Source organism: Blastococcus sp. OS1-29 (assembly GCF_057628075.1).
In genome coordinates this window covers 732,259-756,806 of the sequence record NZ_JBXXJK010000001.1, presented here as the reverse complement: position 1 = coordinate 756,806, position 24,548 = coordinate 732,259, and the positions used below count along the sequence as shown (strand labels likewise).

Below are 24,548 nucleotides of genomic sequence, written 5' to 3'. Positions count from 1 at the left end.
ATGAGTACGAGTGACGAGAACCTGTACCGGGGCGACCCACAGGCGCCTCCGCCGTCGGGGTACGGACCGCCGCCCGGCTACCCCCCGCAGCCGGCCTACGGCCAGCCCGCGTACGGCCAGCCCGCGTACGGACCGCCCGGATACGGGCCTCCCCCGGGTTACCCGCCGGCCTACGGGGCGCCGACCAACACAATGGCGATCCTGGCGCTGGTGCTGGCCTTCGTGTTCGCCCCGGCCGGGCTGATCCTCGGGATCATCGCCCGCAAGCAGATCAAGCAGACCGGTGAGCAGGGCGAGGGGCTGGCCCTCGCGGGCGTCATCGTCGGCGGCATCTTCACCGCGATCTTCGTGCTGCTGATCGTCTTCTGGATCATCGCGTTCGTGGCGCTGGCCAACGGCTCGTTCGGCCCCTGACGCGTCGACGGCCGCCCAGATCGCTCCGAGCGGCCGTCGTCGTCACTCTTCTGGCGGCGTGAAGGACGACGTCCGCTCCATGCCGGCCGCGCGTCCCTTGCCGGCGATGACCAGGGCCATCTTCCGGCTGGCCTCGTCGATCATCTCGTCGCCGAGCATCGCCGAGCCCTTCTTGCCACCGGCCTCCGACGTCGCCCAGTCGTAGGCGTCGAGGATCAGCTCGGCGTGGTCGTAGTCCTCCTGGGACGGCGAGTAGATCTCGTTCGCGGCGTCGACCTGGCCCGGGTGCAGCACCCACTTGCCGTCGAAGCCGAGGACGGCGGACCGCTTGGCGACCTCCTTGAAGGCCTCCACGTCGCGCACCTGCAGGAACGGGCCGTCGATCGCCTGCACGCCGCGGGCGCGGGCGGCCATCAGGATCTGCATGAGGATGTAGTGGAACGGGTCGCCCGCGTAGTCGGGGTGCAGGGCGCCCACCACCAGCGACTTCATGTTGATGCTCGCCATGAAGTCGGCCGGCCCGAAGATGATCGTCTCGATCCGCGGGCTGGCGAACGCGATGTCGTTGACGTTGATCAGGCCCTGCGCCGTCTCGATCTGCGCCTCGATGCCGATCCGGCCGACCTCGAAGCCGTTGGCCTTCTCGATCTGGGTCAGCAGCATGTCCAGCGCCTTCACCTGCGCGGCGTCGGCGACCTTCGGCAGCATGATGCAGTCCAGTTCGGCGCCCGCGCCGCCGACGACCTCGAGCACGTCGGTGAACGTCCACTCCGTCGTCCAGTCGTTGACCCGCACGGTGCGGATCTTGTCGCCCCAGCCGCCCTCGTTGAGCGCGGCGACGATGTTCTTGCGGGCGCCGGGCTTGGCCAGCGGCGCGCACGCGTCCTCCAGGTCGAGGAAGACCTGGTCGGTCGGGAGGCCCTTGGCCTTCTCCAGGAACCGGGGGTTGCTGCCCGGGACGGCGAGGTTGGAACGACGGGATCGGAGCTCGGCCACGGTGCCTCCGGCGGGTGGGGTGGGTGACTGCACAGCTTCGGTGGGGGGACGTCTCAGCTACCGGAGAGTAGCGACGCCGCGGACCGGCCGCCCCGCGAAGTGATCAACCCCTCAGGTACCCGGTTCGACCAGGGTCGTCGGCCGGCTGGCCCGCACCACCAGCGTCACGCCGACGACGACGGCCGCCATGCCGGGCAGCGCGAGCAGCGGCGGCGCCTGGTGCAGCAGGATCAGCGCGACGATCAGCGACCCCGGCACCTCGAGCAGGATCGCGAGGCTGACGATCGTGGGGCCGACCCGCGGCACCACCAGGTTGAACAGCGTGTGGCCCAGCAACTGCGCGACGAACGTGATCGCCGCGATCAGCCACCAGTCCTTCGCGCTGAACCCACCCAAGGGCACCCCCACGAGGAGCGCGGCAATGGCGAGGACGACGGCGCACGTCGAATAGCAGACGACGGCGTAGGCGGACGTCGACAGCCGCTCCCGCGCCCGGGCCCCGGCCAGCACGTAGCCGCCGGCGGCGACCGCGCCGAGCAGCGCCAGGCCGTCGCCCTGCACCGCCTCGCGGCTCACCGTGACGTCGACACCGGCGATCAGCGCAGCCCCGAACACGGCCAGCAGCAGCCCCCACCACACGACCCGGGGCAGCCGGACGCCCGACAGCCGGGCGATGAGCGTCGTCCACACCGGGGTGGTGGTGACCAGCGCGATCGAGGCGGCGACGCTGGTCATGTTCAGGCTGGGCAGCCAGGCGGCGAAGTGGGCGGCCAGGAACAGCCCCGCGACCAGCGAGCTGTTCAGGTCGCGTCGGCGCAGCCCCTTCAGCGCGCCCCGCTCGCGGGTGAGCAGGACCGGCAGCATGGCGGCCGCGCCGGCGGCGTTGCGCCAGAAGGCGATGGCCAGCGCGGGCGCGAGGACCAGCGCGGTCAGCGGGCCCGACAGCGAGATGCCGACGACGGCGACGGCCATGATCGCGAGGTCGCGGCCGCCGGGCCGGTACAGCGCCCATGCGGCCGGGGCGGCTGTGTCGTTCACGGGATGCGGATGCGGCCCGACGCGATGGGCACGACGGCGCCCTGCACGGTCGCCGACCGCGCCGTCCCACCGGTCGCCGTCACCGTGCAGGTGAGCACCGACGGACGACCCAGCTTCTCGCCCTGACGCACGACGTAGGACGACGTGCCGTCGGCGCCGAGCAGCCCGGTGGCGACGAGCCACACGCCGGTGCCGAGCGCTGCCGATCCGGTGGCCGGGTCCTCGTCCCAGTGCAGGTCACCGGCGAACACGCGGGCGTAGGCGCTGGAGCTGTCGGCGTCCCAGGAGAGGACGGAGACGCCCTCGCCGACGCCGAGCCCGTCGAGCGCCGCCTTGTCCGGCACGGCGCGGTCGACCGCGCCCGGCCGCACGGCGAGGTAGGTGAAGGGCAGGCCGCAGCCGGCCAGGTGGGCGGGCACACCGGCCACGTCGTCCGGCGACAGCCCCATCGCCGAGGCCAGCGCCTCGGGTGCCCGTTCTACGCCGAGGCTGGGGCTGCCTCCGGTCAGGGTCGCGCCGCCGTCGTCCACCACGAGGTCGAGCACGCCGACGCCGCACTCCTGGCGCACCGTGCCGGCCGGCAGCCGGCCGGTGCGCACGAGCGTGTGCGCCGCACCGACGCTCGGATGGCCGGCGAACGGCAGCTCGGCGTACGGCGTGAAGATCCGCACCCGGTAGTCGGCGCCGGCCTCGGTGGGGGCGCTGAGGAACGACGTCTCGGACAGGTGGAACTCGTTCGCCAGCGCCTGGCACTGCTCGGCCGACAGGGCGTCGGTGTCGAACACGACGGCGAGCGGGTTGCCGGCGTAGGCGCGGGGGGCGAACACGTCGACGATCTCGTACTCCAGCATCCCCGGGCCTGCCACGGCGCCGACGGTAGCCTTCCGGGTCGTGACGACGGTGACCCGGGCTTATGTCTCCAGACTGGCCGGACTGACCGTCTTCGACCCCAACGGCGACCGCGTCGGCAAGGTCCGCGACGTCGTCGTGGCACTGCGGGTCGACACGGCCGCGCCGCGCGTGCTGGGCCTGGTCGTGGAGGTCGTCGCCCGGCGCCGGATATTCGTGCCGATGGGCCGGGTGACCGCGATCGAGGCGGGCGCGGTGATGCTGGCGTCGGGAACGATCAACCTGAAGCGGTTCGAGCAGCGCGCCGGCGAGACCCTGGTGCTCGGCGAGCTGCTGGACCGCTCGGTGCGGATCAACGAGTCCGGCCGCCCCGCCCACGTCGTCGACGCCGGAATGGAGCAGACCCGCACCGGCGACTGGGTGCTGTCGAAGCTCGCCGTCCAGGAGCCCGGCCGCCTGGGCCGCCGGGGACAGCAGCACCAGCTGGGGTGGGACGAGGTGCAGGGGCTCGCGCTGCCGCAGTCGGGCCAGGGCACCGAGACGCTGCTGGCCACCTACCGCGAGCTCAACGCCGCGGACCTCGCCCACCAGCTGCAGGAGCTGCCGGTCAAGCGGCGGCACGAGGTCGCCGAGGCGCTGGACGACGATCGGCTGGCCGACGTCCTCGGCGAGCTCCCCGAGCCCGACCAGGTGGTCATCCTCGGCACGCTCGACGAGCGCCGCGCCGCCGACGTCCTGGAGGCGATGGACCCCGACGACGCCGCCGACGTGCTCGCCGAGTTCTCCAACGTCGACCGCAACCGGCTGCTGGAGCTCATGGAGCCCGACGAGGCCGAGCCGGTGCGCCAGCTGCTCAAGTACTCGGAGGACACCGCCGGCGGCATGATGACCAGCGAGCCGGTCATCCTCTCCCCCGACGCGACGATCGCCGAGGCGCTGGCGCGGGTGCGCGAGCCGGAGCTGACGCCGTCCCTGGCCAGTCAGGTCTACGTGTGCCGGCCGCCGTCGGCCACGCCCACCGGCCGCTACCTGGGGCTCGCGCACTTCCAGCGGCTGCTGCGCGAGCCGCCGTCGTCGCTGGTGAGTGGCGTGCTCGACGACCTGGAGCCGCTGCGCCCCGAGGCCCCGCTGGCCGAGGTGACCCGCTACTTCGCCACGTACAACCTGGTCGCGGCCCCGGTGGTCGACGCCCAGGGCCGGCTGGTCGGCGCGGTCAGCGTCGACGACGTCCTCGACCACCTGCTGCCCGACGACTGGCGCGAGCGGGCCCGTCGTGGCTGACAGCCAGCGGCTCGACGTCCCGCGCAGCCGGACCCGCAGCTTCGGCGGCTTCCTGCGGCTCAACCCGGACGCCGTGGGTCAGTTCGCGGAGGGCATCGCCCGCTTCCTCGGCACCGGCCGGTTCCTCGCCGTCCAGACGATCATCGTGGTCGTCTGGATCGCGCTGAACGTCGCCGCGGTGCACCTGCGGTGGGACCCCTACCCGTTCATCCTGCTGAACCTGGCGTTCTCGACGCAGGCCGCGTACGCCGCCCCGCTGATCCTGCTGGCGCAGAACCGCCAGGCGGACCGCGACCGCGTGCAGTCCGAGGAGGACCGGGCGCGCGCGGCGTCGATCCGCGCCGACACCGAGTACCTGGCCCGGGAACTGGCCGCGCTGCGCATCTCCGTCGGCGAGCTGGCCACCCGCGACTTCATCCGCGACCAGCTGGGCCGGCTGACGCCGCCGGCCGCCGACGGTGAGGACCGCAAGAAGGACAAGAAGAAGCGCGACCGGTCGGCCGAGCCGCCCACGAGTGTCGGGTTGTCGTCCCCTCCGACCGCCTGAGACGACACCAAACCGACACTCGACGAGCGCGGAAGTGTCGCTGCCCGGCGTTAGCGTCCTCCCCGTGTCCATGACGCATTCGGTGATCCCCTCACCGATCGGCTCGCTGACCGCGGTGCGGGCGGACGGCGTCCTGGTCGGGCTCTGGATGGCACCGACGGACGTCGACGACCTCGGCCCGCGCGACGACGCGGCGTTCACCGACGTCCGCACCCAGCTGGACGAGTACTTCGCCGGCAGCCGGACTTCGTTCGACCTGAAGATCCGCGCGACCGGCAATCCGCTGCAGCTGGCGGTGTGGAAGCTGATAGCCGACATTCCGTACGGCGTCACCCGCTCCTACGGCGACCTCGCTGGCGACCTCGGCGACCGCACCCTCGCGCAGGCTGTCGGCACCGCGTGCGGGCGCAACCCGCTGCCGGTCGTCGTTCCCTGTCATCGGGTGGTCGGAGCCGACGGCAGCCTGGTCGGCTTCGGCGGCGGCCTCGATCGCAAGCGCTTCCTTCTCGACCTCGAGCACCGCGAGGAGCGGTTGTTCTAAGCCAGCACGTGCACGAGCGCTCCCGCGGCCCCGGCCAGCAGGAGGACGACGATGAACGGCGCCCGCAGCGCCAGTGCCAGAGCGGCGACAGCGAGCCCGACCAGCCGGCCGTCGACGACCAGGTCCCGCCCGCTCGTCGCCACCTGCACCGCGACGAGGGCGCCCAGCAGCGCGGCCGGGACGAAGTCGACGATCCGGGCGACCCAGGGCTGCTCCACCCACGCCGCCGGCACCGACAGCCCGGCGAGCTTGAGCAGGTAGCTCCCCAAGGCGGCGCCGAGCACGGCCACCCACAGCACGGTGCCGCTCACGCCATCTCCTCCGCCGCCGTCGGCCGTTCGGTGGCCCGCGGCCGTCCGGCCAGCGCCACGGCCACCACCGCCGCGATCACCTGTACGCCGGCGGGCACGACCGGCGTCAGCGCCAGCGCGACCACCGCACCGCCCAGCGCCACCCGCCGCTGGGTCGCCGCCTCGGGGAACGTCCTGCGCAGGCGCGGCCAGAGCAGGGCCAGGAACGCGGCGGGGACGATCGCGTCCAGCGCGGCCCGCGCCGTGCCGCCGAGCGCGGCAGCGCCCAGCGCGCCGACGACGGTCATCGCGTTCCACATCAGGTAGATCGCCGCCCCCGTGGCAAGGAAGGCGAGCCGCCCCAGCGCGCGGTTCGGGGCCGCAAGCGCCATCGCCGTCGTCTCGTCGATGACCCAGTGCGCCAGGCCGACCCGGCGGACGCCCCGCGGCTGGAGCAGCGGCACCAGCCGGACGCCGTAGACCGTGTTCCGGGTACCGAGCAGAAGGGCGCTGCCGACGGCGGCCAGCGCGCTCCCCCCCGCGCCGAGCACGCCCACGAAGGCGAACTGCGAGGCGCCGGTGAACATCAGCGCCGACAGGCTCATCGCCTGCCAGAGGTTCAGCCCGGCGGCGTCGGCGGCGGCACCGAACGCGGCGCCGTAGAGGCCGACCGCCACGCCCAGCCCGATGGCGTCGCGCAGCATCGCGGACCGCTCGGGGGACGACACTCCCGCGAGGCTAGCGACCCCAGGGCCGCCCACCGCGTCACCCTCCGCTCGCCGCCAGCCGAGCCTGCACCCGCTCGGCCCGCACCAGCAGGTCGGCGATCCGCCAGGACTCCCCGTGCGCGGCATCGGCTGCCTCGCCCAGCAGGCGGGCAGCGTCCGTGAACTGCTGCTGCACCGCGCTGCCGGGTGCGCCGTCGAGCGTGCCCGCGGATTGCGCGGTCAGCGCGCTGGCCGCTTGCCGGGCCAGCGCGGCCAGGGAGCGCAGCGCCTGCCCCGCCGGCGTGCCTCCGGCGTAGCGGTCGGCGTCGTCGGCGGTCACGGACAGGAGGACGTCGTCGAGCAGGACGCGGAGTGCGTCGGTGGCGGGGGTGGTGCCGGTGTCGAGCGCGGTCGTCGTCATGACGGCGACACTCGCCCTGAGGCCTGCGCCCGGACATCGGTCGACCGGGCAGTGTCCGGCTGCCCCGAGGGGATCCGCGCGTCTGAGGGCCTCAGGAACCGTGGGCCGAAGGCACCCCGAATCGTCCGCCGTACAGTGGCAGGCGACCCGATCGTGCAGGTCGCCGTCCTCAGGCCGACCGCCGGATCAGGGTCTTCCGTCGAAGGAGAGTCACGCACCGATGACCGACACGCTGACCGGCACGCCGGCGCTCGACGCCGTCACCGCCGCTCTGGCCACCGTCCAGGATCCCGAGATCAACCGCCCGCTCACCGAGCTGGGCATGGTCAAGGATGTGCAGATCGGCGGCGACGGCGCCGTCCGGGTCGAGGTCTACCTGACCGTCGCCGGGTGCCCGATGCGCGAGACGATCACCAACCGCGTCACCACCGCGGTGTCCGCCGTCCCGGGCGTGACCTCGGTGCAGGTCGAGCTCGACGTGATGAGCGACGAGCAGCGCGCCGAGCTCCGCAAGACCGTGCGAGGCACCGACGCCGCCGACCCGGTGATCCCCTTCGCGCAGCCCGGTTCCCTGACCCGCGTCTACGCGGTCGCGTCGGGCAAGGGCGGGGTCGGCAAGTCGTCGGTCACGGTCAACCTCGCCGCATCGCTGGCCAAGCGTGGGCTGTCGGTGGGCGTCGTCGACGCCGACATCTACGGCCACTCCGTGCCCCGCATGCTGGGCGTCGAGGACAAGCCGACCCAGGTCGACAACATGATCATGCCGCCGCAGGCCTACGGCGTGAAGGTCATCTCGATCGGCATGTTCACCCCCGGCAACACCCCGGTGGTCTGGCGCGGGCCGATGCTGCACCGCGCGCTGCAGCAGTTCCTCGCCGACGTGTGGTGGGGAGACCTCGACGTCCTGCTCATGGACCTCCCGCCCGGCACCGGTGACGTCGCGATCTCCGTGGCCCAGCTGGTGCCGAACGCCGAGATCCTCGTGGTGACGACGCCGCAGCTCGCCGCCGCCGAGGTGGCCGAGCGCGCCGGTGCGATCGCCACGCAGACCCACCAGCAGGTGGTCGGCGTGGTCGAGAACATGTCGTGGCTGGACCTGCCCGACGGCTCCCGGATGGACCTGTTCGGCTCCGGCGGCGGCGAGGCGGTGTCCGACGCGCTCACCAAGACCCTCGGCGCCCGCGTGCCGCTGCTCGGCCAGATCCCGCTGGACACCCGGCTGCGCGAGGCCGGTGACGCCGGCGCCCCGATCGTGCTGGCCGAGCCGGACTCCCCGGCCGCACAGGCGCTGGAGAAGATTGCCGACGGCCTGGCCACCCGCCAGCGCGGCCTGTCCGGGATGTCGCTGGGCCTCACGCCCGTCCGCCGCTGAGGGCCCCTGCGACGGTTAGTGCACTAACCGTCGCAGGGCGCCGTCCGGGACGGCCGCATACGGTCGCGGGATGAGTGATCAGGTCTCCGACAGCATCAGGATCAAGGCGCCGCCCGGCGTGGTGTTCGCGATCCTCGCAGCGCCGCGCCAGCACAGCCGGATCGACGGCTCGGGCTCGGTGCAGTCGGTGCTGCGCGGGCCGGATCGCATCACCGCGAAAGGCGACAGCTTCGTCGTCCGCATGAAGCTGTTCGGCGTCCCGTACGTGATCGTGAACCGGGTCGTGGAGTTCGAGCCGAACCGCCTCATCGCCTGGCGGCACTTCACCGCGAACCGTTGGCGCTACGAGCTGACGCCCACGGCGGACGGCGGGACGACGGTGACCGAGACGTTCGACATGTCCCGCGCCGATCCGGTCACCGACGCGGTCGTGCGCTGGGCGAAGTTCCCGGAGCGGAACCAGCAGGGCATCACCGAGACGCTGGCGCGGCTGAAGCAGGCCGCCGAGGCCGACGCGCGCTAGGTCGCGTCGGGGTCGAACGGGGGCGGCGTGGCCCGGTCGCGCGGCCGGGGTGCGGGCGCCGAGACCACGGGCGACGACACCGGACCGTCGTCGTCACCCAGGAGCTGGCTGCGGATGAACGTCTTCGGGTGGTACTTGCGCAGGTCGAGGTCGCGCAACTCCGCGAAGTCGTCGCCCAGCGAGTCGTTCATCTGCTCGCGGACGCCGGTGATCGCCTCGCGCACCCGCTTGAGGCCGGCGGCGGCGTCCTTGGCCAGGGTGGGCAGGCGCTCGGGGCCGAAGATGAAGAGCGCGGCGAGACCCAGGACGATGATCTCGCCCCAGCCGATCGAGTCGAACACGCGGCCACTCCCTCCTCAGTGGGATAAGCGTAGGCGGCCCCGTCCAGGGGCCGCTCTGAGCCTGCGAAGGGCGGGGAGGACGGGGTCCTCTCTCAGGCCTTGTCGAGCGTCGCCTTCAGCTCGGTCGACCCACCGCCGCGCACGACCTCGACGGTGACCGTGTCGCCGGGCGCGTGGGCGTCGATCGCGACGGTGAGCTCCTCGGAACTGCCCACCGGCTCGCCGTCGACGGCGATGACGATGTCCTCCTCGCGGATGCCGGCGTCCGCCCCGGCGCTGCCCGGCTCCACGTTGAGCACGAACGCCCCGTCGCGGGTGCCGTCGGTGACCGACCGCGTGGCCACCCCAAGCGTCGCGTGCACGGCCGAGCCGGTGGAGATGAGCTGCTGGGCGATGTCGCGCACCCGGTCGATCGGGATGGCGAACCCGAGGCCGATCGACCCGCCGCCGGTGGAGGCGATCGCGGTGTTGATGCCGATGACCGCGCCGGAGGCGTCGACCAGCGCGCCGCCGGAGTTGCCCGGGTTGATCGGGGCGTCGGTCTGGATGGCGCTGATGACGGCGTTGGTGTCGCTGCCCTCACCGGCCAGCCGCACCGGCCGGTCGAGGGCGCTGACGATGCCGCTCGTGACCGTGCCGGCCAGGCCGAGCGGCGAGCCGATCGCGACGACCGGGTCGCCGACCACGACGTCCTTCGAGCTGCCCAGCGATGCGGTGAGCAGGCCGGGCTTCTCGACCTTGACGACGGCGACGTCGCTGGCCGGGTCGCGGCCGACGATGCGGGCGGCCGAGCCGCTGCCGTCGGAGAAGACCGCCCGGATCTCGGCGCCCTGGACGCCGTCGGCGCCGGAGACGACGTGGTTGTTGGTGACGATGTAGCCGTTCTTGCCGTCGATGACGACGCCGGACCCGGTGGCGCCGGCCTGTCCGACCCGGACCTCGATGGACACGACGGCGGGCGTGACGCTCTCCGCGATGTCGGACACCGAGCCGGGTTTGCGGGTGACGCCCGGCTCGACCTTCGACAGTTGCGTGCCGGGGGCGAGCAGCGGGGTCTCGCTGGTCTTCCGGGTGAGGAACCAGCCGACCCCGCCGCCGATCGCCCCGACCAGCAGCACGGCGAGCAGGCCGAGGACGGTCAGGCGGATCGACAGGTCGCGCAGCCGGAGCTTCTTGCGCCCCCTGGCGTCGACGACGATCGGGCCCGCCTGGGCGTCCTCGTCGTAGACGGCCGGCGCGCCGAGGCCAGCGGGGGCGTAGGGGTCGCGCCACGGATCGCTGCGGGCGTCGGGCTTCCACCACGGCCCGGAGGAGGTGTTGCGGCGGCCGGGCCGTCCCGTGGGCGGGTCCTGCAGGCCGCGCTGACCGATGGCGGGCGGGCCGAAGGCGCGCAGCAGCGCCTCGGCGGGCGGCGGCGGGACCGGGCGCGTCGGCGGGGTGGGCCGGTTGCCCGCGAACGAACCGTCGACGGCCTCGGGGCGCCCGAACGCCGCCTCCTGACCGGGGCTGGGGCGCGGGCCGGTGACCGGCCGCGGGCTCAGCCGGACGGGCGCGTCGTCCACGATGCCGTCGGCCGGTCGGGCGAAGACCTCGTCGCCCTCGGCGGCGGAGTGCCGTCCCGTGCCGTCGGGCGTGGTCAGGGGGTCCCGCCCGGATGCAGCAGGGCCGTGGTGGTGCCGACGGTGATCGTGCGGACGACCGGCGGCACGACGCCGGTGTGCTGCTGGGTGGACGTCGGGCCGGCGACCGGCGCCTGCGGCTGGGGTACGGGCGCGGACGGCAGGTTGAGGGCCAGTGCGGTCACTCCGACGCCGAGACCGACGAGCGTGCCGACAAAACCGCGGCGCAGCCAGCGGCCAGTGGAGTCGTCGGTGTGCCGGCGGCGGTGCGGGTGCAGGTCGAAGGACCAGGCCCCCGAGGTGCCCGCGACGGTGAGCTCACCCGGGCCTGCGGTCATGGTGCCGCCGCCGCCCGAGCCCGGGACGTCGGTGGTGAACGGGATGGCGCACAGCCGCGACATCAGGTCGCGGGGCAGGTCGACGTCCGCACTCTCGTGCAGCGCCTCCTTGGCCTCGCGCTGGGCCTGTACCGCCATGCGGCACTGCAGACACCCGGCGAGGTGCCGCGCGGCGCGGTGGGCCGGGCCGGCGGTCAGCTCGCCGTCGACGAGGGCGGCGATGGCCTCCTGGGCGAGGTGGCTCTCGGGGATGCTCATGGCATCACCGGCGCCCGGGGGGCGAGGTGGGCCAGGGCCTCGCGCAGCTGCACGCGGCCGCGGTGGATGCGGCTGCGCACGGTGCCGAGCTTGATGCCGAGGGTCGCCGCGATCTCCTCGTAGGTCAGGCCCTCGATGTCGCAGAGGACGACGGCGACGCGGAACTCCGGGGAGAGCGCGTCGAGGGCGGCCTGGATCTGCGGGTCGAGGTGGGTGTCGGCGTAGACCTGCTCGGGGCTGGGCGCCGTGCCGGGCAGGCGCTCGGTGTCCTCGGGTAGCGCGTCGAAGCGGATCCGCTGCCGGCGGCGGACCATGTCGAGGAAGAGGTTGGTGGTGATGCGGTGCAGCCAGCCCTCGAAGGTGCCGGGCGAGAAGCTGGCCAGCGAGCGGAACACCCGGACGAAGGTCTCCTGCGTGAGGTCCTCGGCGTCCTGCGCGTTGCCCGACAGGCGGTAGGCGAGCCGGTAGACCCGCGCGGAGTGGTCACGGACGACCTGCTCCCACGTCGGGGCGACCCAGGCCTCGGCCTCGGGACGCGCGGCGGTGTCGGACACGACCTCAGGATCGCAGACGGGACCGACAGAAACCTCCCCGGACTCAGCGGGGACAGGGGACGCGGCTCGCTTCAGGCGCACGCCACGACCAACGGACGAGTGCCGTCCCCCTGTTCCCGGGCCCAGCTGTTCGCAGCAAATACACAGCTTTCCGACGACGTCCGCCCCGACCACTACCCTCACCCCAGTGACGAGCGCCCAGCATCCGCCTGGAGGCGCGACCGCCGAGGGTGCCGCCTACGCCGACCGGTTCGCCGTCGAGACGCCGGAGATGGTCGCCGCTCGCGAGCGCGCCTTCCACCTGTCGGGGCCGCCGCCGGTGGAGCCCGCGGTCGGCGCGACGCTCGCGGTGCTGGCCTCGACCGTGGGCGCCCGATCCGTGGTGTCGATCGGCAGTGGTGGCGGCCTGGCCGGGCTGTGGCTGATGCAGGGCATGCGTCCGGACGGCGTCCTGACGGCCCTGGACGGCGACCCGGAGCAACTGCGCGCCGCCAAGAAGGCGTTCACCGAGGCGGGTCTCGCCGCCGGCCGGGCGCGGATGATCTTCGGGACGCCGGCCGAGGTGCTGCCCCGACTCTCGCCCGGCGCCTACGACATGGTCGTGTGCGCCGGCCCGCCGCGGGAGTACTCCGAGCACCTCGCCGGCCTGCTCGACCTGGTGCGCGTGGGCGGCATGCTCGTCTGCCACGGGTTGCTCGAGGGGATGCGCGTCGCTGAGCGAACGGTCCGCGATCCGCAGACGGTGGCCTGGCGCCAGATCAGCCACATGATCCGGGACGACGAGACCCTGCTATCCGCCGTCCTCCCCATCGGTGACGGACTCCTGGTTGCGACCAAGCGCGCCTGAACAACCGCCCAGTTAATACACCACTCCTCCACGCAGGTCTGGGAGTCAGGCAGAACTTGTGCTGATGCGCGCAACCGCACCCACGGTTACTAACGGCTAGGGCAGGAATGTGGAACAGGGACGTGCGGCACAGAGGCGTTCGACGCAACCGAGATCTCACAAAGTCGTACTCAGACCGTCTTTGAGAGACGCCGGACGAGATGTTCCAGCATTGCCGTCGGCGCCTATGGAGTGTCGCCTTAAAATAACCCGGCCCGGAGCTTGTCCAGCACTATGTAGCCCGCCAACTTCGCACGGCTCGGCCCGTTAGATCCTCAAAATTGTTCCGGTCGCAACCAAGCGGGGTCCCTCGTAGAAGTGAAGAACTTCCGATTTTTGCAGTACCGATGAGGGCAGCGAAGTCAAGCGAATATCCACCTCTGCATCCTCTCCAGGGTGAAGGGGACGCATCAGCAACCACTCGCAATCCCACTCGACGCGTTCGCCGCTACTCAACATCTGGCCAATGTGCAGTTGGGGACGATAACGAGTGGACGTCGGCCCCAGACGTCCACCGTCTTCGGCCCTCAGGAGGTGGACTCTTACTCGCATGGACAATCTCCTACCTATGGATCCGGATTCGGGAACGGATTTTGTTGAACCAACCCAACTGCGAGCGGCCGACGGCATAGGCGGGGCCAATACCGTCGAGTTTTTGCCTACTTTCCAACTTTGCCAAAGCAGTCCGGGAGATTCGGGTACTTACAATCTTACTGCCGGGTGGATTTTTTAACTTCGCACCCCATTCCTGCGCGTGCTTCTTAGTGGTGGCAAACCACTTATCCTCCATCGATCCATTGCCAGACCGGAAATTACCGGTCTTGCGGATATCCGCGAGCTCATCGGGGCCCACGCTTCGGAAGAGGCGCACGCCTCTCCCCGCTTTCAGGGCCGCGCCGGCAGTCTTCGCTACAGCGATGGCGGCGCCGGCCCCGACCGCGGCCAGCGCTATACCAACCGCTACCTGAAGGGCCTTGGACTTATTCCCGGATACGGCGTAGGCCACCGCGGAAACACCTGCAGCGGCGGCACCGATCGGACCTGGGATCATCGACGCTAGCTCAGCGAGCGGTGCGATGACCTTGGCGGCCTTCTTGACGGTCTTGACGACCTTGTCCAGCCAGCCCCAGCGCCCGTCGAGGTCGGTGCAGTTGACCGGATCGGCCGAGCAGTAGTCGTAGGCGGTGGCGTTGCCGCCTGGTTCGGGGTCGACCGACCAGAACCGGCCGGTGCCCGGGTCGTACAGCCGGACGCCCATGAGGATCACGCCGGCCAGGGCGTCGGCGGAGCGCTGCTTGCCGCCCAGCCAGCCGTACCGGCCGTCGCGTCCCGGCGTCTGCCCGGTCGAGGCCCGCACCGTGCCGGTGGTCAGGTCGGTCGGGTTGCCGTACTCGTCGGCGGTCTGGTGGCGCAGCGCCGTCCAGTCCGCCGTGGACTCCCCGTCCCGGATCGGGACGGTGGTCATCACGTCGCCGTGCAGGTCCACCAGCTGCAGCACCCGGGCACCGGTCTTGCCGGTCTGCACCGCGAGGTTGCCGTCCAGCCCGTCGACGTAGCGGGTCACCTCGTCCGGCAGCGACGCGTCCTCGGTGATCCACGCCGGCGAATCGGAATCGGAGTCGTAGTGATTGACCTTGGTGACCGCCTGCTGCCAGCCCGGCTGCCCGGTCCCGCCGACCACCCACGCGTCGTTGGTGTAGGAGGAGAATCGCTGCAGCGCGTCCAGCGTCCACGACTGCCGAGCGACCCCGGCGATCGTCTGCGACGCCACCAGATCATTCGCGTAGAACGTGTTCGTCACCGAGGCGCCCGGGGAGCCGCGTCCCGGTGCCGTGGTGATCCGCCCCAGCGGGTCGTAGGTCCAGGCGCCGGCGCCCGTGGCTGTGTCCGACACCAGCCGGTCAGCGGAGTCGTAGGCGTAGCCGGTCGCCGACACCGCCGCCGACCCCGGATTGCCGGGGTCCGCGCACGTCGAGGTGCCCGACACCGCCGTCGTCAGCGACGTCCGCTCGGCCCGGTCGTTGAACGCGTACCGCCGGGCGGTGCACAACCCGACCCCGGCCGTCGTGTCCGAGACGTCGGTGAGCCGGCCGATCCGGTCATAGGAGTACCGCTTCGACGACGCCGCGGTGGTGTGGGTGATCCACTGCCCCGACCCGTTCTCCACCACCACCGACGACGAGATCACCTGACCGTCACCGGCACGGGTGTAGGTCCGCGAGACCGGGTTGCGGTTCGCGTCGTAGGACACCCCCAGCGCCACCCCGCCGGGCAGCGACTGGGTCAGCAGCTGCCCGTCCGGCCCGTACGTCGCCGACAGCGTGCCGCCCACCGAGTCCGTCACCGACGTCGCGAACCCGCGCGGCTCCACCGACCGGTCATAGGTGAACGACGTCGACGTCCCCAGGCTGTCCGACACCGTCGTCGGCTTGCCGAACTGGTCGAAGACGCTGGTCGTGACCCCGCCGACGCCGTCGTCGTACCGGGTCATCCGACCCAGCTGGTCGAACGTCTTCTCCGTCGCCGACACCACGGCATCGGTGACCGGGTCCCGCGACTCCACTCGGGTCACATCCCCCGACACCGGGTCATACGTCGACACCGTCTGGCCCAACGCCACGGCCGCCGTCCCGGTGCCGGTCCCGCTGATGGTCACCGACGTGACGCGGTCAGCAGTGTCGTAGGCCGTCGTCGTCGTCCGCGACTGAGTGACGGTCGCGCCCGCCACCGGCCCGGTGGCCGACTCGGTCACCGCGGCGATCGACCCGTACCGGTTGTAGCCGGTGATCGTCTTCACCGGCAGGTTGGACGCCATCCGGCCGGTGTCCAGACCGGTCGCCGCTCCGGCGACGTAGTTCATGCACGCCAAGCCTGCGTAGGCAGGCTTGTTGCCGCACTCGGCGCGCTCGCTGTTCGCGCCCGCCGTGTAGTAGACCGACCGACCGGTACCGGCGTCCGACCCGGTCGAACCGGCCTTACGGGACTCGACCACGCGACCCTGCTCGTCGTACCGGACCCGGGCCGTCAGCGCGGCACCACCCGCGCCGGCATCCACCACGACCTCGGTCGGCTGGCCGACCTTCCAGCCCGATGTCGGACCGATCGGTGAGGCACCGTCGATCGGGTTGTACCGGTTCACCGTGACGCCCACGTCCACCAACTGCTCCGGCACGGACCCAGCCACCAGCAACGCCTCGGTCTGGGTAGTGACCAGGTGATAGGCCACGCCGTCCGGCTTGCCCTCGTCGTAGGCGTACGTGGTCACGTCGTGGACCAGCTGCACGTTGTTCGGATCGTTGCCCAACGCCAGCCGCAACAGTGGTCCCCGGCTGCGCAGCAGGTCCAGCCCCTCGAGGCCGTAGGTCGACTCCGACGAGAGCGCCACCGCGCGCGTCGCCGTGCCCGCCTGCGTCAGGCTCAGCGCGGCCAGGTCCGCCGCCGCCGACGGCAGCTGCCCCAGCGCCAGCAGCCGGTTCGTCGCGTCCAGGGAGCGGACGACGTTGCCGTACTGGTCGTACTCGGCCGTGTCGATGAACCCCGCCGACGGCGCGTCCGGACCCGACGGCGTCGCGGTGTTCACCTCACGACCCGACGCGTCCAGGTAGTGGATCGTCGCCGGCTTGTAGCCGTCCTTGCCCGGCGTCGTGGCATTGGCCGTTGTCACCGACGGCACGTCCTCCGGCCCGTAGATCGCGGTCGCTGCCTCTTCGTGCAGGTCAGCGGCAAGCTTGACCAGCGCTCGCGGCAGGTTTCGATCAGCGCCGTCCACTGCTGGGTCATCCCGCGAGAGCCCGGATCTCACCTGCGATCGGGTCTTCGGACGACCTGTTGCTGCCGCGCCACGCCTCTGACTCGACACCTGGGTTATACCGGGTCATACTCGGCGTATGAAGACGGCGATCTCGCTGCCCGACGACACCTTCGACCGGGCCTCCAAGCGCGCGGCCGAACTGGGTATGAGCCGCTCGGAGTTCTTTGCTACGGCCGCCCGGCACTACCTCGACGAACTGGACGACGAGTCGACGACCCGCCAGATCGACCTGGCCCTGGAGAAGTCGGCACACCCGGAAGAGTCATCCAAGGACGCCGTCGACGCGGGACGGCGGACCCTCGACGGACCCGACGACGACTGGTGATCGAACGCGGAGGCATCTACTGGGCCGACCTCGGTCCGGCCGTGGGGAGCCGGCCGGCCAAACGACGCCCCGTGCTCGTCATCCAGGCCGACACCTACAACGCCAGCCGGCTCTCGACCGTGCTCGCCGCCGTCGTCACCTCGAACACCGCGCTTGCGGCCATGCCGGGGAACACGTTCCTCCCGGCCGCCGCGACCGGACTCCCCCGCGACTCGGTCGTCAACGTGACTGCGATCGTCACGCTCGACAAGGATGACCTCCGAGAACGGACCGGAACGGTTCCGCTGTCGGTGATGCGGGAGGTGGATCGCGGACTACGCCGCGTACTGGCCTTCTGACGAGCCCGGATCACCCCAGGCGCGCAATTGTGCGGAGAGCGGGGTGATGACCCCCCAGCGATCACCCCGCTGAGCGCACAACGGGCGTGAACTCAGACGATTGCGCGGGCGCCCTTGCCCAGCACGACCACGCCGCCCTCGCTCACGTGGTACCGCTCCTTGTCGGCCGCGTGGTCGACCCCGATCCGCGCCCACGGCGGCACCACGGTGTTCTTGTCGAGGATCGCCCGGCGCACGTACGCGCCCTCGCCGATGTAGACGCCGTCCATGAGCACGCTGTCCTCGACGCGGGCTCCCCGCTCCACCCGCACCCCCGGTGAGACGACGCAGTTGTGCACCGAGCCGCCACCGATGATCGCGCCGGCGCTGACCATCGACTCCTCGGCGCGGCCACCCAGCACGAACTTCGCCGGCGGCAGCTGCGGCGGCAGCGTGAAGATCGGCCAGCGGTCGTTGTAGAGGTTGAACACCGGGGTGACCGACACGAGGTCCATGTGCGCGTCGTAGTAGGCGTCGATCGTCCCGACGTCGCGCCAGTACCCGTGGTCGCGCTCGGTGGCGCCCGGGACGACGTTGGTCGAGAAGTCGTAGACCCACGCCGCACCCGCCTCCGCGAGCATCGGCATGATCGAGCCCCCCATGTCGTGAACCGAGGACTCGTCGGCGGCGTCGGTGCGCAGCGCATCGAGCAGCGCGTCGGTGGTGAACACGTAGTTCCCCATCGAGGCGAAGCTCTCCTCCGGCGAGTCGGGCAGGCCTGGCGGGTTGGCCGGCTTCTCCAGGAAGCCGCGCACCTTGCCCTCGGCGTCGGAGTCGATGACGCCGAACTCGGTCGCATCCTTGCGCGGCACGCGCAGCCCGGCGATGGTCACGCCCGCGCCGGTCTGCATGTGCTGGTCGACCATCTGACCGACGTCCATCCGGTACACGTGGTCGGCACCGAAGACCACGACGATCTCGGGCCGCTCGTCGTAGACCAGGTTGAGGCTCTGGAAGATGGCGTCGGCGCTGCCGGTGTACCAGCGCGGGCCGAGCCGCTGCTGCGCCGGCACCGGCGTCACGTAGTTGCCCAGCAGCTGCGACATCCGCCAGGTCTGGGTGATGTGCCGGTCGAGGCTGTGGCTCTTGTACTGGGTCAGGACGGCGATCTGCCGGATCTCGGCGTTCACCAGGTTGGACAGCACGAAGTCGATCAGCCGGTAGTTGCCGCCGAACGGCACCGCCGGCTTGGCCCGGTCGTCGGTGAGGGGGGCCAGCCGCTTCCCCGCACCGCCCGCGAGCACGATGCCGAGCACCCGAGGACCGCCACGCATGTTCCGCAACGTAGCTGGTGGAGCGAGCACTCGCCCGTCCTGCGCGCGCGGTTCCGCCCCCTAGGGTGACCTCGTGCGCATCGGAATCGTGACGCGGGAGTGGCCGCCGGACGTCTACGGCGGCGCGGGGGTGCACGTCGAGCACCTGGTGGCCGCGATGCGCTCGCTGCCCGGCGGTCCCGACATCGACGTCCACTGCTTCGGCGCCGAACGCGCCGACGCCGTCGGCCACGCCGTGCCGGCGAACCTGCAGGGCGCCAACGGGGCGCTGCAGGCGGTCGGCGTCGACGTCGAGATCGCCGCGGCGCTCGCCGGCACCGACCTCGTGCACAGCCACACCTGGTACGCCAACGCGGCCGGGTTGCTCGCCTCGCTGGTGCACGGCGTCCCGCACGTCGTCACGGCCCACTCCCTCGAGCCGCGCCGGCCGTGGAAGGCCGACCAGCTCGGCGGCGGCTACCGGCTCTCCTCGTGGGTCGAACGGACGGCGTACCTCGCCGCCGACGCGGTCATCGCGGTCAGCCACGGCATGCGCACCGACGTCCTCGACGCCTACCCCGACCTCGACCCCGATCGCGTGCTCGTCGTCGGCAACGGGGTCGACGCCGACGCCTACCGCCCGACCGACGCGCCGGACGTCGTCCGCGACCTGGGCGTCGACCTGGAAAGGCCCTACGCCCTCTTCGTCGGGCGGATCACCCGGCAGAAGGGCGTCATGCACCTGCTCGCCGCCGCCGACCAACTGCCGCCGGACGTCGGCCTGGTGCTCTGCGCCGGCGCCCCCGACACCCCCGCCGAGCGCCAGCAGGTCGCCGACGCCGTGGCCGAGCTCCAGCAGCGCCGGGGCGGCGTCGTCTGGATCGAGGCGATGCTGCCCCGCGAGCAGCTCGTCCCGCTGATCACCGCGGCCACGGTCTTCGTCGTCCCCTCGGTCTACGAGCCGCTCGGCATCGTCAACCTCGAGGCCGCCGCCTGCGGCACCGCCGTGGTCGCCAGCGACGTCGGCGGCATCCCGGAGGTCGTCGACGACGGCCGTACCGGACTGCTGGTGCACTACGACCCGGCCGATCCCGCCGCGTTCGAGGCCGGCCTGGCCGCACGCATCGCCGAGCTCGCCGCCGACCCCCGTCGCGCGTCCGCGATGGGCGCCGCCGGCCGCGAGCGGGTGCTCGCCGAGTTCGGCTGGCCGGCCATCGCCCAGCAGACCGTCGAGGTCTACTCGCGGGTGCTCGCCGCCCGGGCCTGACCGCCCCCTGGTATTTTCCTCGCGCCGGCCCCCGGGGCCGGTGACGGAGCGGCAGCGAAGTCCGGCGAGAACCCGGCGCTGTCCCGCAACTGTGAAGGCCACTCGAAGGCCCGAGCCAGATCGCCTGCCCTTCCGTCATGTCACCGACCCTCGCGGTAAGGGTCGCGCATGGAGCGGCGTCCTCGCCGGCTCAGTGGGCGATGTCTTCCGCCTCCTCAGAGAGGCATTCCCGTGCCCCGCACCACCCGAACGCAGCGGCTGCCCTTCCTGGCGCTGCTGCTCTCGCTGCTCCTGGCCCTCACGGCCTGCGGCGGCTCCTCCTCCGGCGACAAGGCAGCGGCGAGCAGTTCGTCGGGCAGCGCCTTCCCGGTCACCGTCACCGGCGACAACGGCAAGGTGACCCTCGACGCGGAGCCGGAGCACATCGTCTCGATGTCGGCCACCGCCACCGAGATGCTGTTCGCGATCGACGCCGGCGACCAGGTCAAGGCCGTCGACAGCACGTCCAACTACCCGAAGGACGTGCCGACCACCGACCTGTCGGCCTTCACGCCCAACGCCGAGGCCATCGCGAAGTACGACCCCGACCTGGTCGTGCTCAGCGACGACATGAACGGCATCGTCGCCGCGCTCGCCGCGCTTAAGGTGCCCACGCTGCTGCTCGGCGGCGCGAAGACGCTCGACGACACCTACCGGCAGATCGACACCCTGGGTCAGGCCACCGGGCACGCCGACAAGGCCGACGCCGTCGTCGCCGACATGCAGAAGCGCATCAAGGCGGCCGTCGCCTCCGTGCCGGCCGACGCCAAGGGCGAGAAGGTCTACCACGAGCTCGATCCGACCTTCTACAGCGCGGCGAGCAGCACCTTCATCGGCGGCATCTACGCCATGTTCGGCCTGACGAACATCGCCGACGGCGCCCCCGACCCCGCCGGCGGCTACCCGCAGCTCTCGGCGGAGTACATCGTCGGCCAGGCGCCCGACCTGATCGTGCTCGCCGACACCAAGTGCTGCGACCAGACCGCCGAGACCCTCGCCCAGCGCCCGGCCTTCGACACCGTGCCGGCCGTCAAGAACGGCAAGGTCCTCGCCGTGGACGACGACATCGCCTCCCGCTGGGGACCGCGGGTCGCCGATTTCGCCGAGTCCGTCGCCGCCGAGCTCAAGGGCTGAACGAGGCACCGTGACGACGACGGCGGGCGGCACCCGCCCGCAGACCGAGCCGGTGGCGCCGCGCAGGCGCCGCCGGCCCGGTCCGGTGCTCGCCGGGGCGGCTCTCGCCCTGGTCGCCGCGCTGCTGGCCGGCGTCTGGGTCGGGGCCCTCCCCCTGCCGCCCGGCGCCGTCGTCGTCACCCTGCTCGACCGCCTGCCCGGCGTCCATCTGACCGGCGGCCTGGGACCCACCCAGGAGGCCGTGCTCCTGCAGCTCCGGCTGCCCCGCGTCGTCCTCGCCGCACTCGTGGGCGCCGGCCTGGCCATCTCCGGCGGCGCCTACCAGGGCGTCTTCCGCAACCCGTTGGCCGATCCCTACCTGCTCGGCGCCGCCGCGGGCGCCGGCCTCGGCGCCACTCTCGTCATCGCCTACTCCCCCACGTCGACGCTCGGCCCGTTCGGGATCGTGCCGCTGGCCGCCTTCGTCGGCGCTCTGGTCGGCGTCGGCTGCGCGCTGGCCCTCGGGACGGCGGCCGGTGGCTCGCACAGCGCCACCCTGCTGCTGGCCGGCGTGGCGGTGGCCGCGTTCCTGGCCGCCGGGCAGACCCTCGTGCAGCAGCAAAACACCGACGACCTGCGCCAGGTCTACGGCTGGCTGCTCGGCCAGCTCGGCCGCACCCAGTGGTCCGACGTCGCCCTGGTGCTCCCCTACCTCGTTCCCGCCTGCCTCGTGCTGCTGTTCTGCGGCCGGCCGCTCGACGTGCTGGCCGTCGGTGACGACGAGGCCAGCGGTCTCGGCGTCCACCCCCGCCGGGTGCGCCTGCTGGTCATCCTCGCCGCGTCGATGGCCACCGCCTCGGCGGTGGCGGTCAGCGGTCTGATCGGTTTCGTCGGCCTGGTGGTGCCGCACATCGCGCGCCGGTTCGTCGGTGGCTCGAACGCCCGCGTGCTCCCGGTCTCGCTGCTGATCGGCGGCGCGTTCCTGGTGCTCGCCGACCTCGTCGCCCGCGTCGTGCTCGCACCGGCGGAGCTGCCCATCGGCGTCGTCACCGCCTTCGTCGGCGCCCCCTTCTTCGGGGGCCTGCTGTGGTTCGGGGCGCGGCGCCGGTGAGCGGGGGCGCACGCGTCGAGGTCGTCGGCCTGTCCGCGGACTACGGGCGGACCCGGGTCGTCGAGTCCGTGCGGCTCACCGTCGAGCCGGGCGGGTGGCTGGCGATCATCGGCCCCAACGGCTCGGGCAAGTCGACGCTGCTGCGCTCGATCCTCGGACTCCACCCACACGAGGGCCAGGTGCGCGTCGACGGCGTCCCGACCTCCGGCGTGCCCCGGCGGGAACGCGCCCGCATCCTCGCCTACGCCCCGCAGACCCCGGTGCTGCCCGAGGGCGTCACCACCCGCGAGTACGTCACCCTCGGCCGCACCCCGCACCGGCCGCTGCTCTCGGCGCCGCGCGCGGTCGACCGGCAGGTGGTCGCCGACGTCATGGACCGCCTCGGGCTCGGCCCGCTGGCCGAGCGGCCGCTGGCCACCCTGTCCGGCGGGGAGCAGCAGCGTGCCGTCCTGGCCCGCGCGCTGGCGCAGCAGCCGCGGGTGCTGCTGCTCGACGAGCCGACGGCGGCGCTCGACCTCGGCCACGCCCAGCAGGTGCTCGACCTGGTCGACCGGCTGCGCCGGCAGGACGGGCTCACCGTGCTCAGCACGCTGCACGACCTCACCCTCGCCGGCCAGTACGCCGACCGGCTGGCGCTGCTGTCGGAGGGGCGTGTGGTCGCCGAGGGCCCGCCGGCCGACGTCCTCACCCCGGCCGCGCTCGCCACGCACTACGGCGCCCGCGCCGAGGTCGTCGCCGGACCGGACGGCCCGACGGTCATGCCGGTCAGGTGACCGCCGGCCGGAACCGCAGGACGTCGCCCGGGCGCACCTGCGCGGCGGCGGGGAGGTCGGCCGTCAGCACGACCGCCAGCACCGGATAACCGCCGGTCACCGGGTGGTCCGCGAGGAACAGCACCGGGGCGCCGTCCGGAGGCACCTGCAGCGCACCCGGCACCAGCCCCTCGCTGGGCAGCTCGTCGTCCCGGGCTCGCGGCAGCAACGGGCCGGCCAGCCGCAGGCCCACCCGGTTGCTGTCGGCGGTGACCGTCCACTGCCGCGTGGTCAGCTCCGTCCAGGCCTCGGCGGCCAGCCAGTCACGGCGCGGCCCCGGCAGCACCCGCAGCACGGGTTCGGACGACGGCGCCCGCACCGGCGCGACGTCGACGATCGGCTCCTCCGCCCGCAGGTTGCCCACCGGCAGCCGGTCGCCCACCGCGAGGGGCGGCGGCCCGAGCCCGGAGAGGGTGTCGGTGCTGCGCGAGCCGAGCACCGGCGGGACGTCGATGCCGCCGCGCACCGCCAGGTAGGTCCGCAGACCGCGGGACGGCGCACCGAGGGCCAGCTCCGCCCCCGGCCGCAGGGTGAGCGGCGCCCCGAACGGCGCGGCCCGCCCGCGCACCGTCACCGGCGCCGGGGCCCCCGTGACCGCGACCAGCAGGGTCCGCTCGGCACGCAGCCGCAGGCCGCCCGCGGTGACCTCGAGGACGGCGGCCGCCGGGTCGTTCCCGACCAGCCGGCCGGCCAGTCCGGCGGCTGCGTCGTCGGCGGCGCCCGAGCGCGGCACCCCGATGGCGGCGAACCCGCTGCGGCCACGGTCCTGCACCGTGGTCAGCGGACCGGTCGCGAGGACGGCGAGCACTCAGCCTCCGTCCCGGAAGCGCACCGCGGTGCCCGGCGAGAGCAGCGCCGGCGGGTCGCGGTCGACGTCGAACAGGACGGCGTCCGTGCGGCCCACCAGCTGCCAGCCACCCGGCGAGGCCTGCGGGTAGACGCCGGCGTACGGGCCGGCCAGCGCCACCGAGCCGGCCGGCACCCGGGTGCGCGGGGTCGCGCGGCGGGGCACGTGCAGCTCCTCGGGCAGCCCGGTGAGGTAGCCGAAGCCGGGCGCGAAGCCGCAGAAGGCGACGGTGAGCTCGACGGTGGTCAGCGTGCGGACGACGTCGTCCGCGTCCCGGCCGGTCAGCTCGGCGACGTCGCCCAGGTCTGCGCCGTCGAAGACGACGGGCAGCTCCACGACCGCCGTCCGCTCCGCGGGCACCGGGGCGTCGGCGTCGAGCCGGCGGAGGGTCGCCACATCCAGGTCGGTGACCGCCCGGTCGAGGACGACGAGCACGGTGCGGGCGGCCGGCACGAGATCGCGCTGGCCGGGCAGCGGCGAGCGCTCCAGCGCCGTCCGGACGGCGGCCACCGCGGCCAGGTCGGCCACCTCCACGAGCAGCGCGCGCTCGCCGTAGCGGACCACGGTGGGTGTCACGCCTCCATGATCGACTCGGGCGGCCGGTCTGACCAAGCGGAC

Annotated in this window: 27 protein-coding genes; 13 read left to right on the top strand and 14 right to left on the bottom strand. The window is 72.6% G+C overall.

From position 1 onward, the window contains the following. The gene (locus AC2H4J_RS03775) at window positions 1-414 is read left to right on the top strand and encodes a DUF4190 domain-containing protein (protein ID WP_487463487.1); all 414 of its coding nucleotides are present in this window, start codon (window positions 1-3) and stop codon (window positions 412-414) included. 42 nt (window positions 415-456) lie between these two features. Here the strand turns inward: AC2H4J_RS03775 and AC2H4J_RS03770 are convergent, their stop codons facing one another. The 3 genes from AC2H4J_RS03770 to AC2H4J_RS03760 form a co-directional block, all read right to left on the bottom strand. Next, the gene (locus AC2H4J_RS03770) at window positions 457-1,410 is read right to left on the bottom strand and encodes an HpcH/HpaI aldolase/citrate lyase family protein (protein ID WP_487463486.1); all 954 of its coding nucleotides are present in this window, start codon (window positions 1,408-1,410) and stop codon (window positions 457-459) included. 111 nt (window positions 1,411-1,521) lie between these two features. Next, the gene (locus AC2H4J_RS03765; RefSeq protein WP_487463485.1) at window positions 1,522-2,448 is read right to left on the bottom strand and encodes a DMT family transporter; all 927 of its coding nucleotides are present in this window, start codon (window positions 2,446-2,448) and stop codon (window positions 1,522-1,524) included. Then, on the bottom strand, window positions 2,445-3,314 hold the full coding sequence (locus AC2H4J_RS03760) for a PhzF family phenazine biosynthesis protein (RefSeq protein WP_487463484.1): 870 nt from the start codon (window positions 3,312-3,314) through the stop codon (window positions 2,445-2,447). Before AC2H4J_RS03760 ends, AC2H4J_RS03765 begins: the two co-directional genes overlap by 4 nt. Before the next feature lie 25 nt (window positions 3,315-3,339). Here AC2H4J_RS03760 and AC2H4J_RS03755 point away from each other — a divergent pair, with 25 nt between their 5' ends. The 3 genes from AC2H4J_RS03755 to AC2H4J_RS03745 all read left to right on the top strand — a co-directional run bounded on the left by AC2H4J_RS03755 (window position 3,340) and on the right by AC2H4J_RS03745 (window position 5,666). Beyond that, complete coding sequence (locus tag AC2H4J_RS03755; protein WP_487463483.1) at window positions 3,340-4,578, top strand: magnesium transporter MgtE N-terminal domain-containing protein; 1,239 nt, start codon at window positions 3,340-3,342, stop codon at window positions 4,576-4,578. Then, complete coding sequence (locus tag AC2H4J_RS03750; RefSeq protein WP_487463482.1) at window positions 4,571-5,125, top strand: DUF1003 domain-containing protein; 555 nt, start codon at window positions 4,571-4,573, stop codon at window positions 5,123-5,125. The genes AC2H4J_RS03755 and AC2H4J_RS03750 overlap by 8 nt, the downstream gene beginning before the upstream one ends. A gap of 70 nt (window positions 5,126-5,195) precedes the next feature. Further along, complete coding sequence (locus tag AC2H4J_RS03745) at window positions 5,196-5,666, top strand: methylated-DNA--[protein]-cysteine S-methyltransferase (RefSeq protein ID WP_487463696.1); 471 nt, start codon at window positions 5,196-5,198, stop codon at window positions 5,664-5,666. Here the strand turns inward: AC2H4J_RS03745 and AC2H4J_RS03740 are convergent. From AC2H4J_RS03740 to AC2H4J_RS03730, 3 genes are read right to left on the bottom strand one after another with little or no spacing between them, the layout of a single operon-like run. Beyond that, window positions 5,663-5,977, bottom strand: a complete 315-nt coding sequence (locus tag AC2H4J_RS03740) for an AzlD domain-containing protein (RefSeq protein WP_487463481.1) — start codon at window positions 5,975-5,977, stop codon at window positions 5,663-5,665. The two genes, AC2H4J_RS03745 and AC2H4J_RS03740, sit on opposite strands and share 4 nt — an antisense overlap. Next, window positions 5,974-6,684 carry an AzlC family ABC transporter permease gene (locus AC2H4J_RS03735; RefSeq protein ID WP_487463480.1) on the bottom strand — a complete coding sequence of 237 codons (711 nt, stop codon included), beginning with the start codon at window positions 6,682-6,684 and terminating at the stop codon, window positions 5,974-5,976. Before AC2H4J_RS03735 ends, AC2H4J_RS03740 begins: the two co-directional genes overlap by 4 nt. Before the next feature lie 37 nt (window positions 6,685-6,721). Further along, window positions 6,722-7,084, bottom strand: a complete 363-nt coding sequence (locus AC2H4J_RS03730) for a hypothetical protein (protein WP_487463479.1) — start codon at window positions 7,082-7,084, stop codon at window positions 6,722-6,724. Window positions 7,085-7,304: 220 nt separating this feature from the next. Between AC2H4J_RS03730 and AC2H4J_RS03725 the strand changes: the two genes are divergently transcribed. Together AC2H4J_RS03725 and AC2H4J_RS03720 are read left to right on the top strand one after the other, a co-directional pair. Further along, entirely contained in the window at window positions 7,305-8,456 is a 1,152-nt protein-coding gene (locus AC2H4J_RS03725) for an Mrp/NBP35 family ATP-binding protein (RefSeq protein WP_487463478.1), read from the top strand. 70 nt (window positions 8,457-8,526) lie between these two features. Next, window positions 8,527-8,979, top strand: coding sequence for an SRPBCC family protein (locus AC2H4J_RS03720; protein ID WP_487463477.1), 453 nt, complete (start codon window positions 8,527-8,529; stop codon window positions 8,977-8,979). Here AC2H4J_RS03720 and AC2H4J_RS03715 read toward each other — a convergent pair. From AC2H4J_RS03715 to sigE, 4 genes are all read right to left on the bottom strand, one after another. Continuing rightward, complete coding sequence (locus tag AC2H4J_RS03715) at window positions 8,976-9,320, bottom strand: twin-arginine translocase TatA/TatE family subunit (RefSeq protein WP_487463476.1); 345 nt, start codon at window positions 9,318-9,320, stop codon at window positions 8,976-8,978. The two genes, AC2H4J_RS03720 and AC2H4J_RS03715, sit on opposite strands and share 4 nt — an antisense overlap. A 92-nt stretch (window positions 9,321-9,412) precedes the next feature. After that, window positions 9,413-10,882 (bottom strand): S1C family serine protease, encoded by a 1,470-nt coding sequence (locus AC2H4J_RS03710; protein ID WP_487463475.1) that lies wholly within the window; start codon window positions 10,880-10,882, stop codon window positions 9,413-9,415. A 74-nt stretch (window positions 10,883-10,956) separates the two neighbouring features. Continuing rightward, window positions 10,957-11,535: an anti-sigma factor family protein gene (locus AC2H4J_RS03705; RefSeq protein WP_487463474.1), complete on the bottom strand. Its 579-nt coding sequence runs from the start codon at window positions 11,533-11,535 to the stop codon at window positions 10,957-10,959. Beyond that, a complete protein-coding gene (gene sigE, locus AC2H4J_RS03700; RefSeq protein ID WP_487463473.1) occupies window positions 11,532-12,089 on the bottom strand; it encodes an RNA polymerase sigma factor SigE in 558 nt (185 codons plus the stop codon). Before sigE ends, AC2H4J_RS03705 begins: the two co-directional genes overlap by 4 nt. A gap of 187 nt (window positions 12,090-12,276) precedes the next feature. Here sigE and AC2H4J_RS03695 point away from each other — a divergent pair, with 187 nt between their 5' ends. Continuing rightward, the gene (locus AC2H4J_RS03695; RefSeq protein WP_487463472.1) at window positions 12,277-12,936 is read left to right on the top strand and encodes an O-methyltransferase; all 660 of its coding nucleotides are present in this window, start codon (window positions 12,277-12,279) and stop codon (window positions 12,934-12,936) included. A gap of 601 nt (window positions 12,937-13,537) precedes the next feature. Here the strand turns inward: AC2H4J_RS03695 and AC2H4J_RS03690 are convergent. Continuing rightward, the gene (locus tag AC2H4J_RS03690; RefSeq protein ID WP_487463471.1) at window positions 13,538-16,744 is read right to left on the bottom strand and encodes an RHS repeat-associated core domain-containing protein; all 3,207 of its coding nucleotides are present in this window, start codon (window positions 16,742-16,744) and stop codon (window positions 13,538-13,540) included. 118 nt (window positions 16,745-16,862) lie between these two features. On the opposite strand from AC2H4J_RS03690, the gene AC2H4J_RS03685 reads away from it, so the two are divergent. Both AC2H4J_RS03685 and AC2H4J_RS03680 read left to right on the top strand, forming a co-directional pair. Further along, complete coding sequence (locus tag AC2H4J_RS03685; RefSeq protein ID WP_487463470.1) at window positions 16,863-17,111, top strand: hypothetical protein; 249 nt, start codon at window positions 16,863-16,865, stop codon at window positions 17,109-17,111. Next, window positions 17,108-17,449 (top strand): type II toxin-antitoxin system PemK/MazF family toxin, encoded by a 342-nt coding sequence (locus AC2H4J_RS03680; protein WP_487463469.1) that lies wholly within the window; start codon window positions 17,108-17,110, stop codon window positions 17,447-17,449. The genes AC2H4J_RS03685 and AC2H4J_RS03680 overlap by 4 nt, the downstream gene beginning before the upstream one ends. Window positions 17,450-17,541: 92 nt before the next feature. Here AC2H4J_RS03680 and glgC read toward each other — a convergent pair whose 3' ends face one another. Further along, the gene (glgC, locus tag AC2H4J_RS03675) at window positions 17,542-18,762 is read right to left on the bottom strand and encodes a glucose-1-phosphate adenylyltransferase (protein ID WP_487463468.1); all 1,221 of its coding nucleotides are present in this window, start codon (window positions 18,760-18,762) and stop codon (window positions 17,542-17,544) included. 73 nt (window positions 18,763-18,835) lie between these two features. Between glgC and glgA the strand changes: the two genes are divergently transcribed. The 4 genes from glgA (at window position 18,836) to AC2H4J_RS03655 (ending at window position 23,044) form a co-directional block, all read left to right on the top strand. After that, on the top strand, window positions 18,836-20,008 hold the full coding sequence (gene glgA, locus AC2H4J_RS03670; RefSeq protein WP_487463467.1) for a glycogen synthase: 1,173 nt from the start codon (window positions 18,836-18,838) through the stop codon (window positions 20,006-20,008). A 231-nt stretch (window positions 20,009-20,239) separates the two neighbouring features. Then, window positions 20,240-21,181: an ABC transporter substrate-binding protein gene (locus AC2H4J_RS03665; RefSeq protein ID WP_487463466.1), complete on the top strand. Its 942-nt coding sequence runs from the start codon at window positions 20,240-20,242 to the stop codon at window positions 21,179-21,181. A 10-nt stretch (window positions 21,182-21,191) separates the two neighbouring features. Continuing rightward, entirely contained in the window at window positions 21,192-22,271 is a 1,080-nt protein-coding gene (locus AC2H4J_RS03660; protein WP_487463465.1) for a FecCD family ABC transporter permease, read from the top strand. After that, the gene (locus AC2H4J_RS03655; protein WP_487463464.1) at window positions 22,268-23,044 is read left to right on the top strand and encodes an ABC transporter ATP-binding protein; all 777 of its coding nucleotides are present in this window, start codon (window positions 22,268-22,270) and stop codon (window positions 23,042-23,044) included. Before AC2H4J_RS03660 ends, AC2H4J_RS03655 begins: the two co-directional genes overlap by 4 nt. Here AC2H4J_RS03655 and AC2H4J_RS03650 read toward each other — a convergent pair. Continuing rightward, complete coding sequence (locus AC2H4J_RS03650; RefSeq protein ID WP_487463463.1) at window positions 23,037-23,891, bottom strand: 5-oxoprolinase subunit C family protein; 855 nt, start codon at window positions 23,889-23,891, stop codon at window positions 23,037-23,039. The two genes, AC2H4J_RS03655 and AC2H4J_RS03650, sit on opposite strands and share 8 nt — an antisense overlap. Beyond that, window positions 23,892-24,506: a 5-oxoprolinase subunit PxpB gene (gene pxpB, locus AC2H4J_RS03645; protein WP_487463462.1), complete on the bottom strand. Its 615-nt coding sequence runs from the start codon at window positions 24,504-24,506 to the stop codon at window positions 23,892-23,894. Window positions 24,507-24,548: the final 42 nt, after the last annotated feature.

What these genes read in the sequence shown, in the direction of transcription:
- AC2H4J_RS03730 (WP_487463479.1), bottom strand. Translation starts at nt 7,084, where the DNA reads ATGACGACGACCGCGCTCGACACCGGCACCACCCCCGCCACCGACGCA.
- glgC (WP_487463468.1), bottom strand. Translation starts at nt 18,762, where the DNA reads ATGCGTGGCGGTCCTCGGGTGCTCGGCATCGTGCTCGCGGGCGGTGCG.
- AC2H4J_RS03685 (WP_487463470.1), top strand. Translation starts at nt 16,863, where the DNA reads ATGAAGACGGCGATCTCGCTGCCCGACGACACCTTCGACCGGGCCTCC.
- AC2H4J_RS03745 (WP_487463696.1), top strand. Translation starts at nt 5,196, where the DNA reads ATGACGCATTCGGTGATCCCCTCACCGATCGGCTCGCTGACCGCGGTG.
- AC2H4J_RS03705 (WP_487463474.1), bottom strand. Translation starts at nt 11,535, where the DNA reads ATGAGCATCCCCGAGAGCCACCTCGCCCAGGAGGCCATCGCCGCCCTC.
- AC2H4J_RS03720 (WP_487463477.1), top strand. Translation starts at nt 8,527, where the DNA reads ATGAGTGATCAGGTCTCCGACAGCATCAGGATCAAGGCGCCGCCCGGC.
- AC2H4J_RS03725 (WP_487463478.1), top strand. Translation starts at nt 7,305, where the DNA reads ATGACCGACACGCTGACCGGCACGCCGGCGCTCGACGCCGTCACCGCC.
- AC2H4J_RS03775 (WP_487463487.1), top strand. Translation starts at nt 1, where the DNA reads ATGAGTACGAGTGACGAGAACCTGTACCGGGGCGACCCACAGGCGCCT.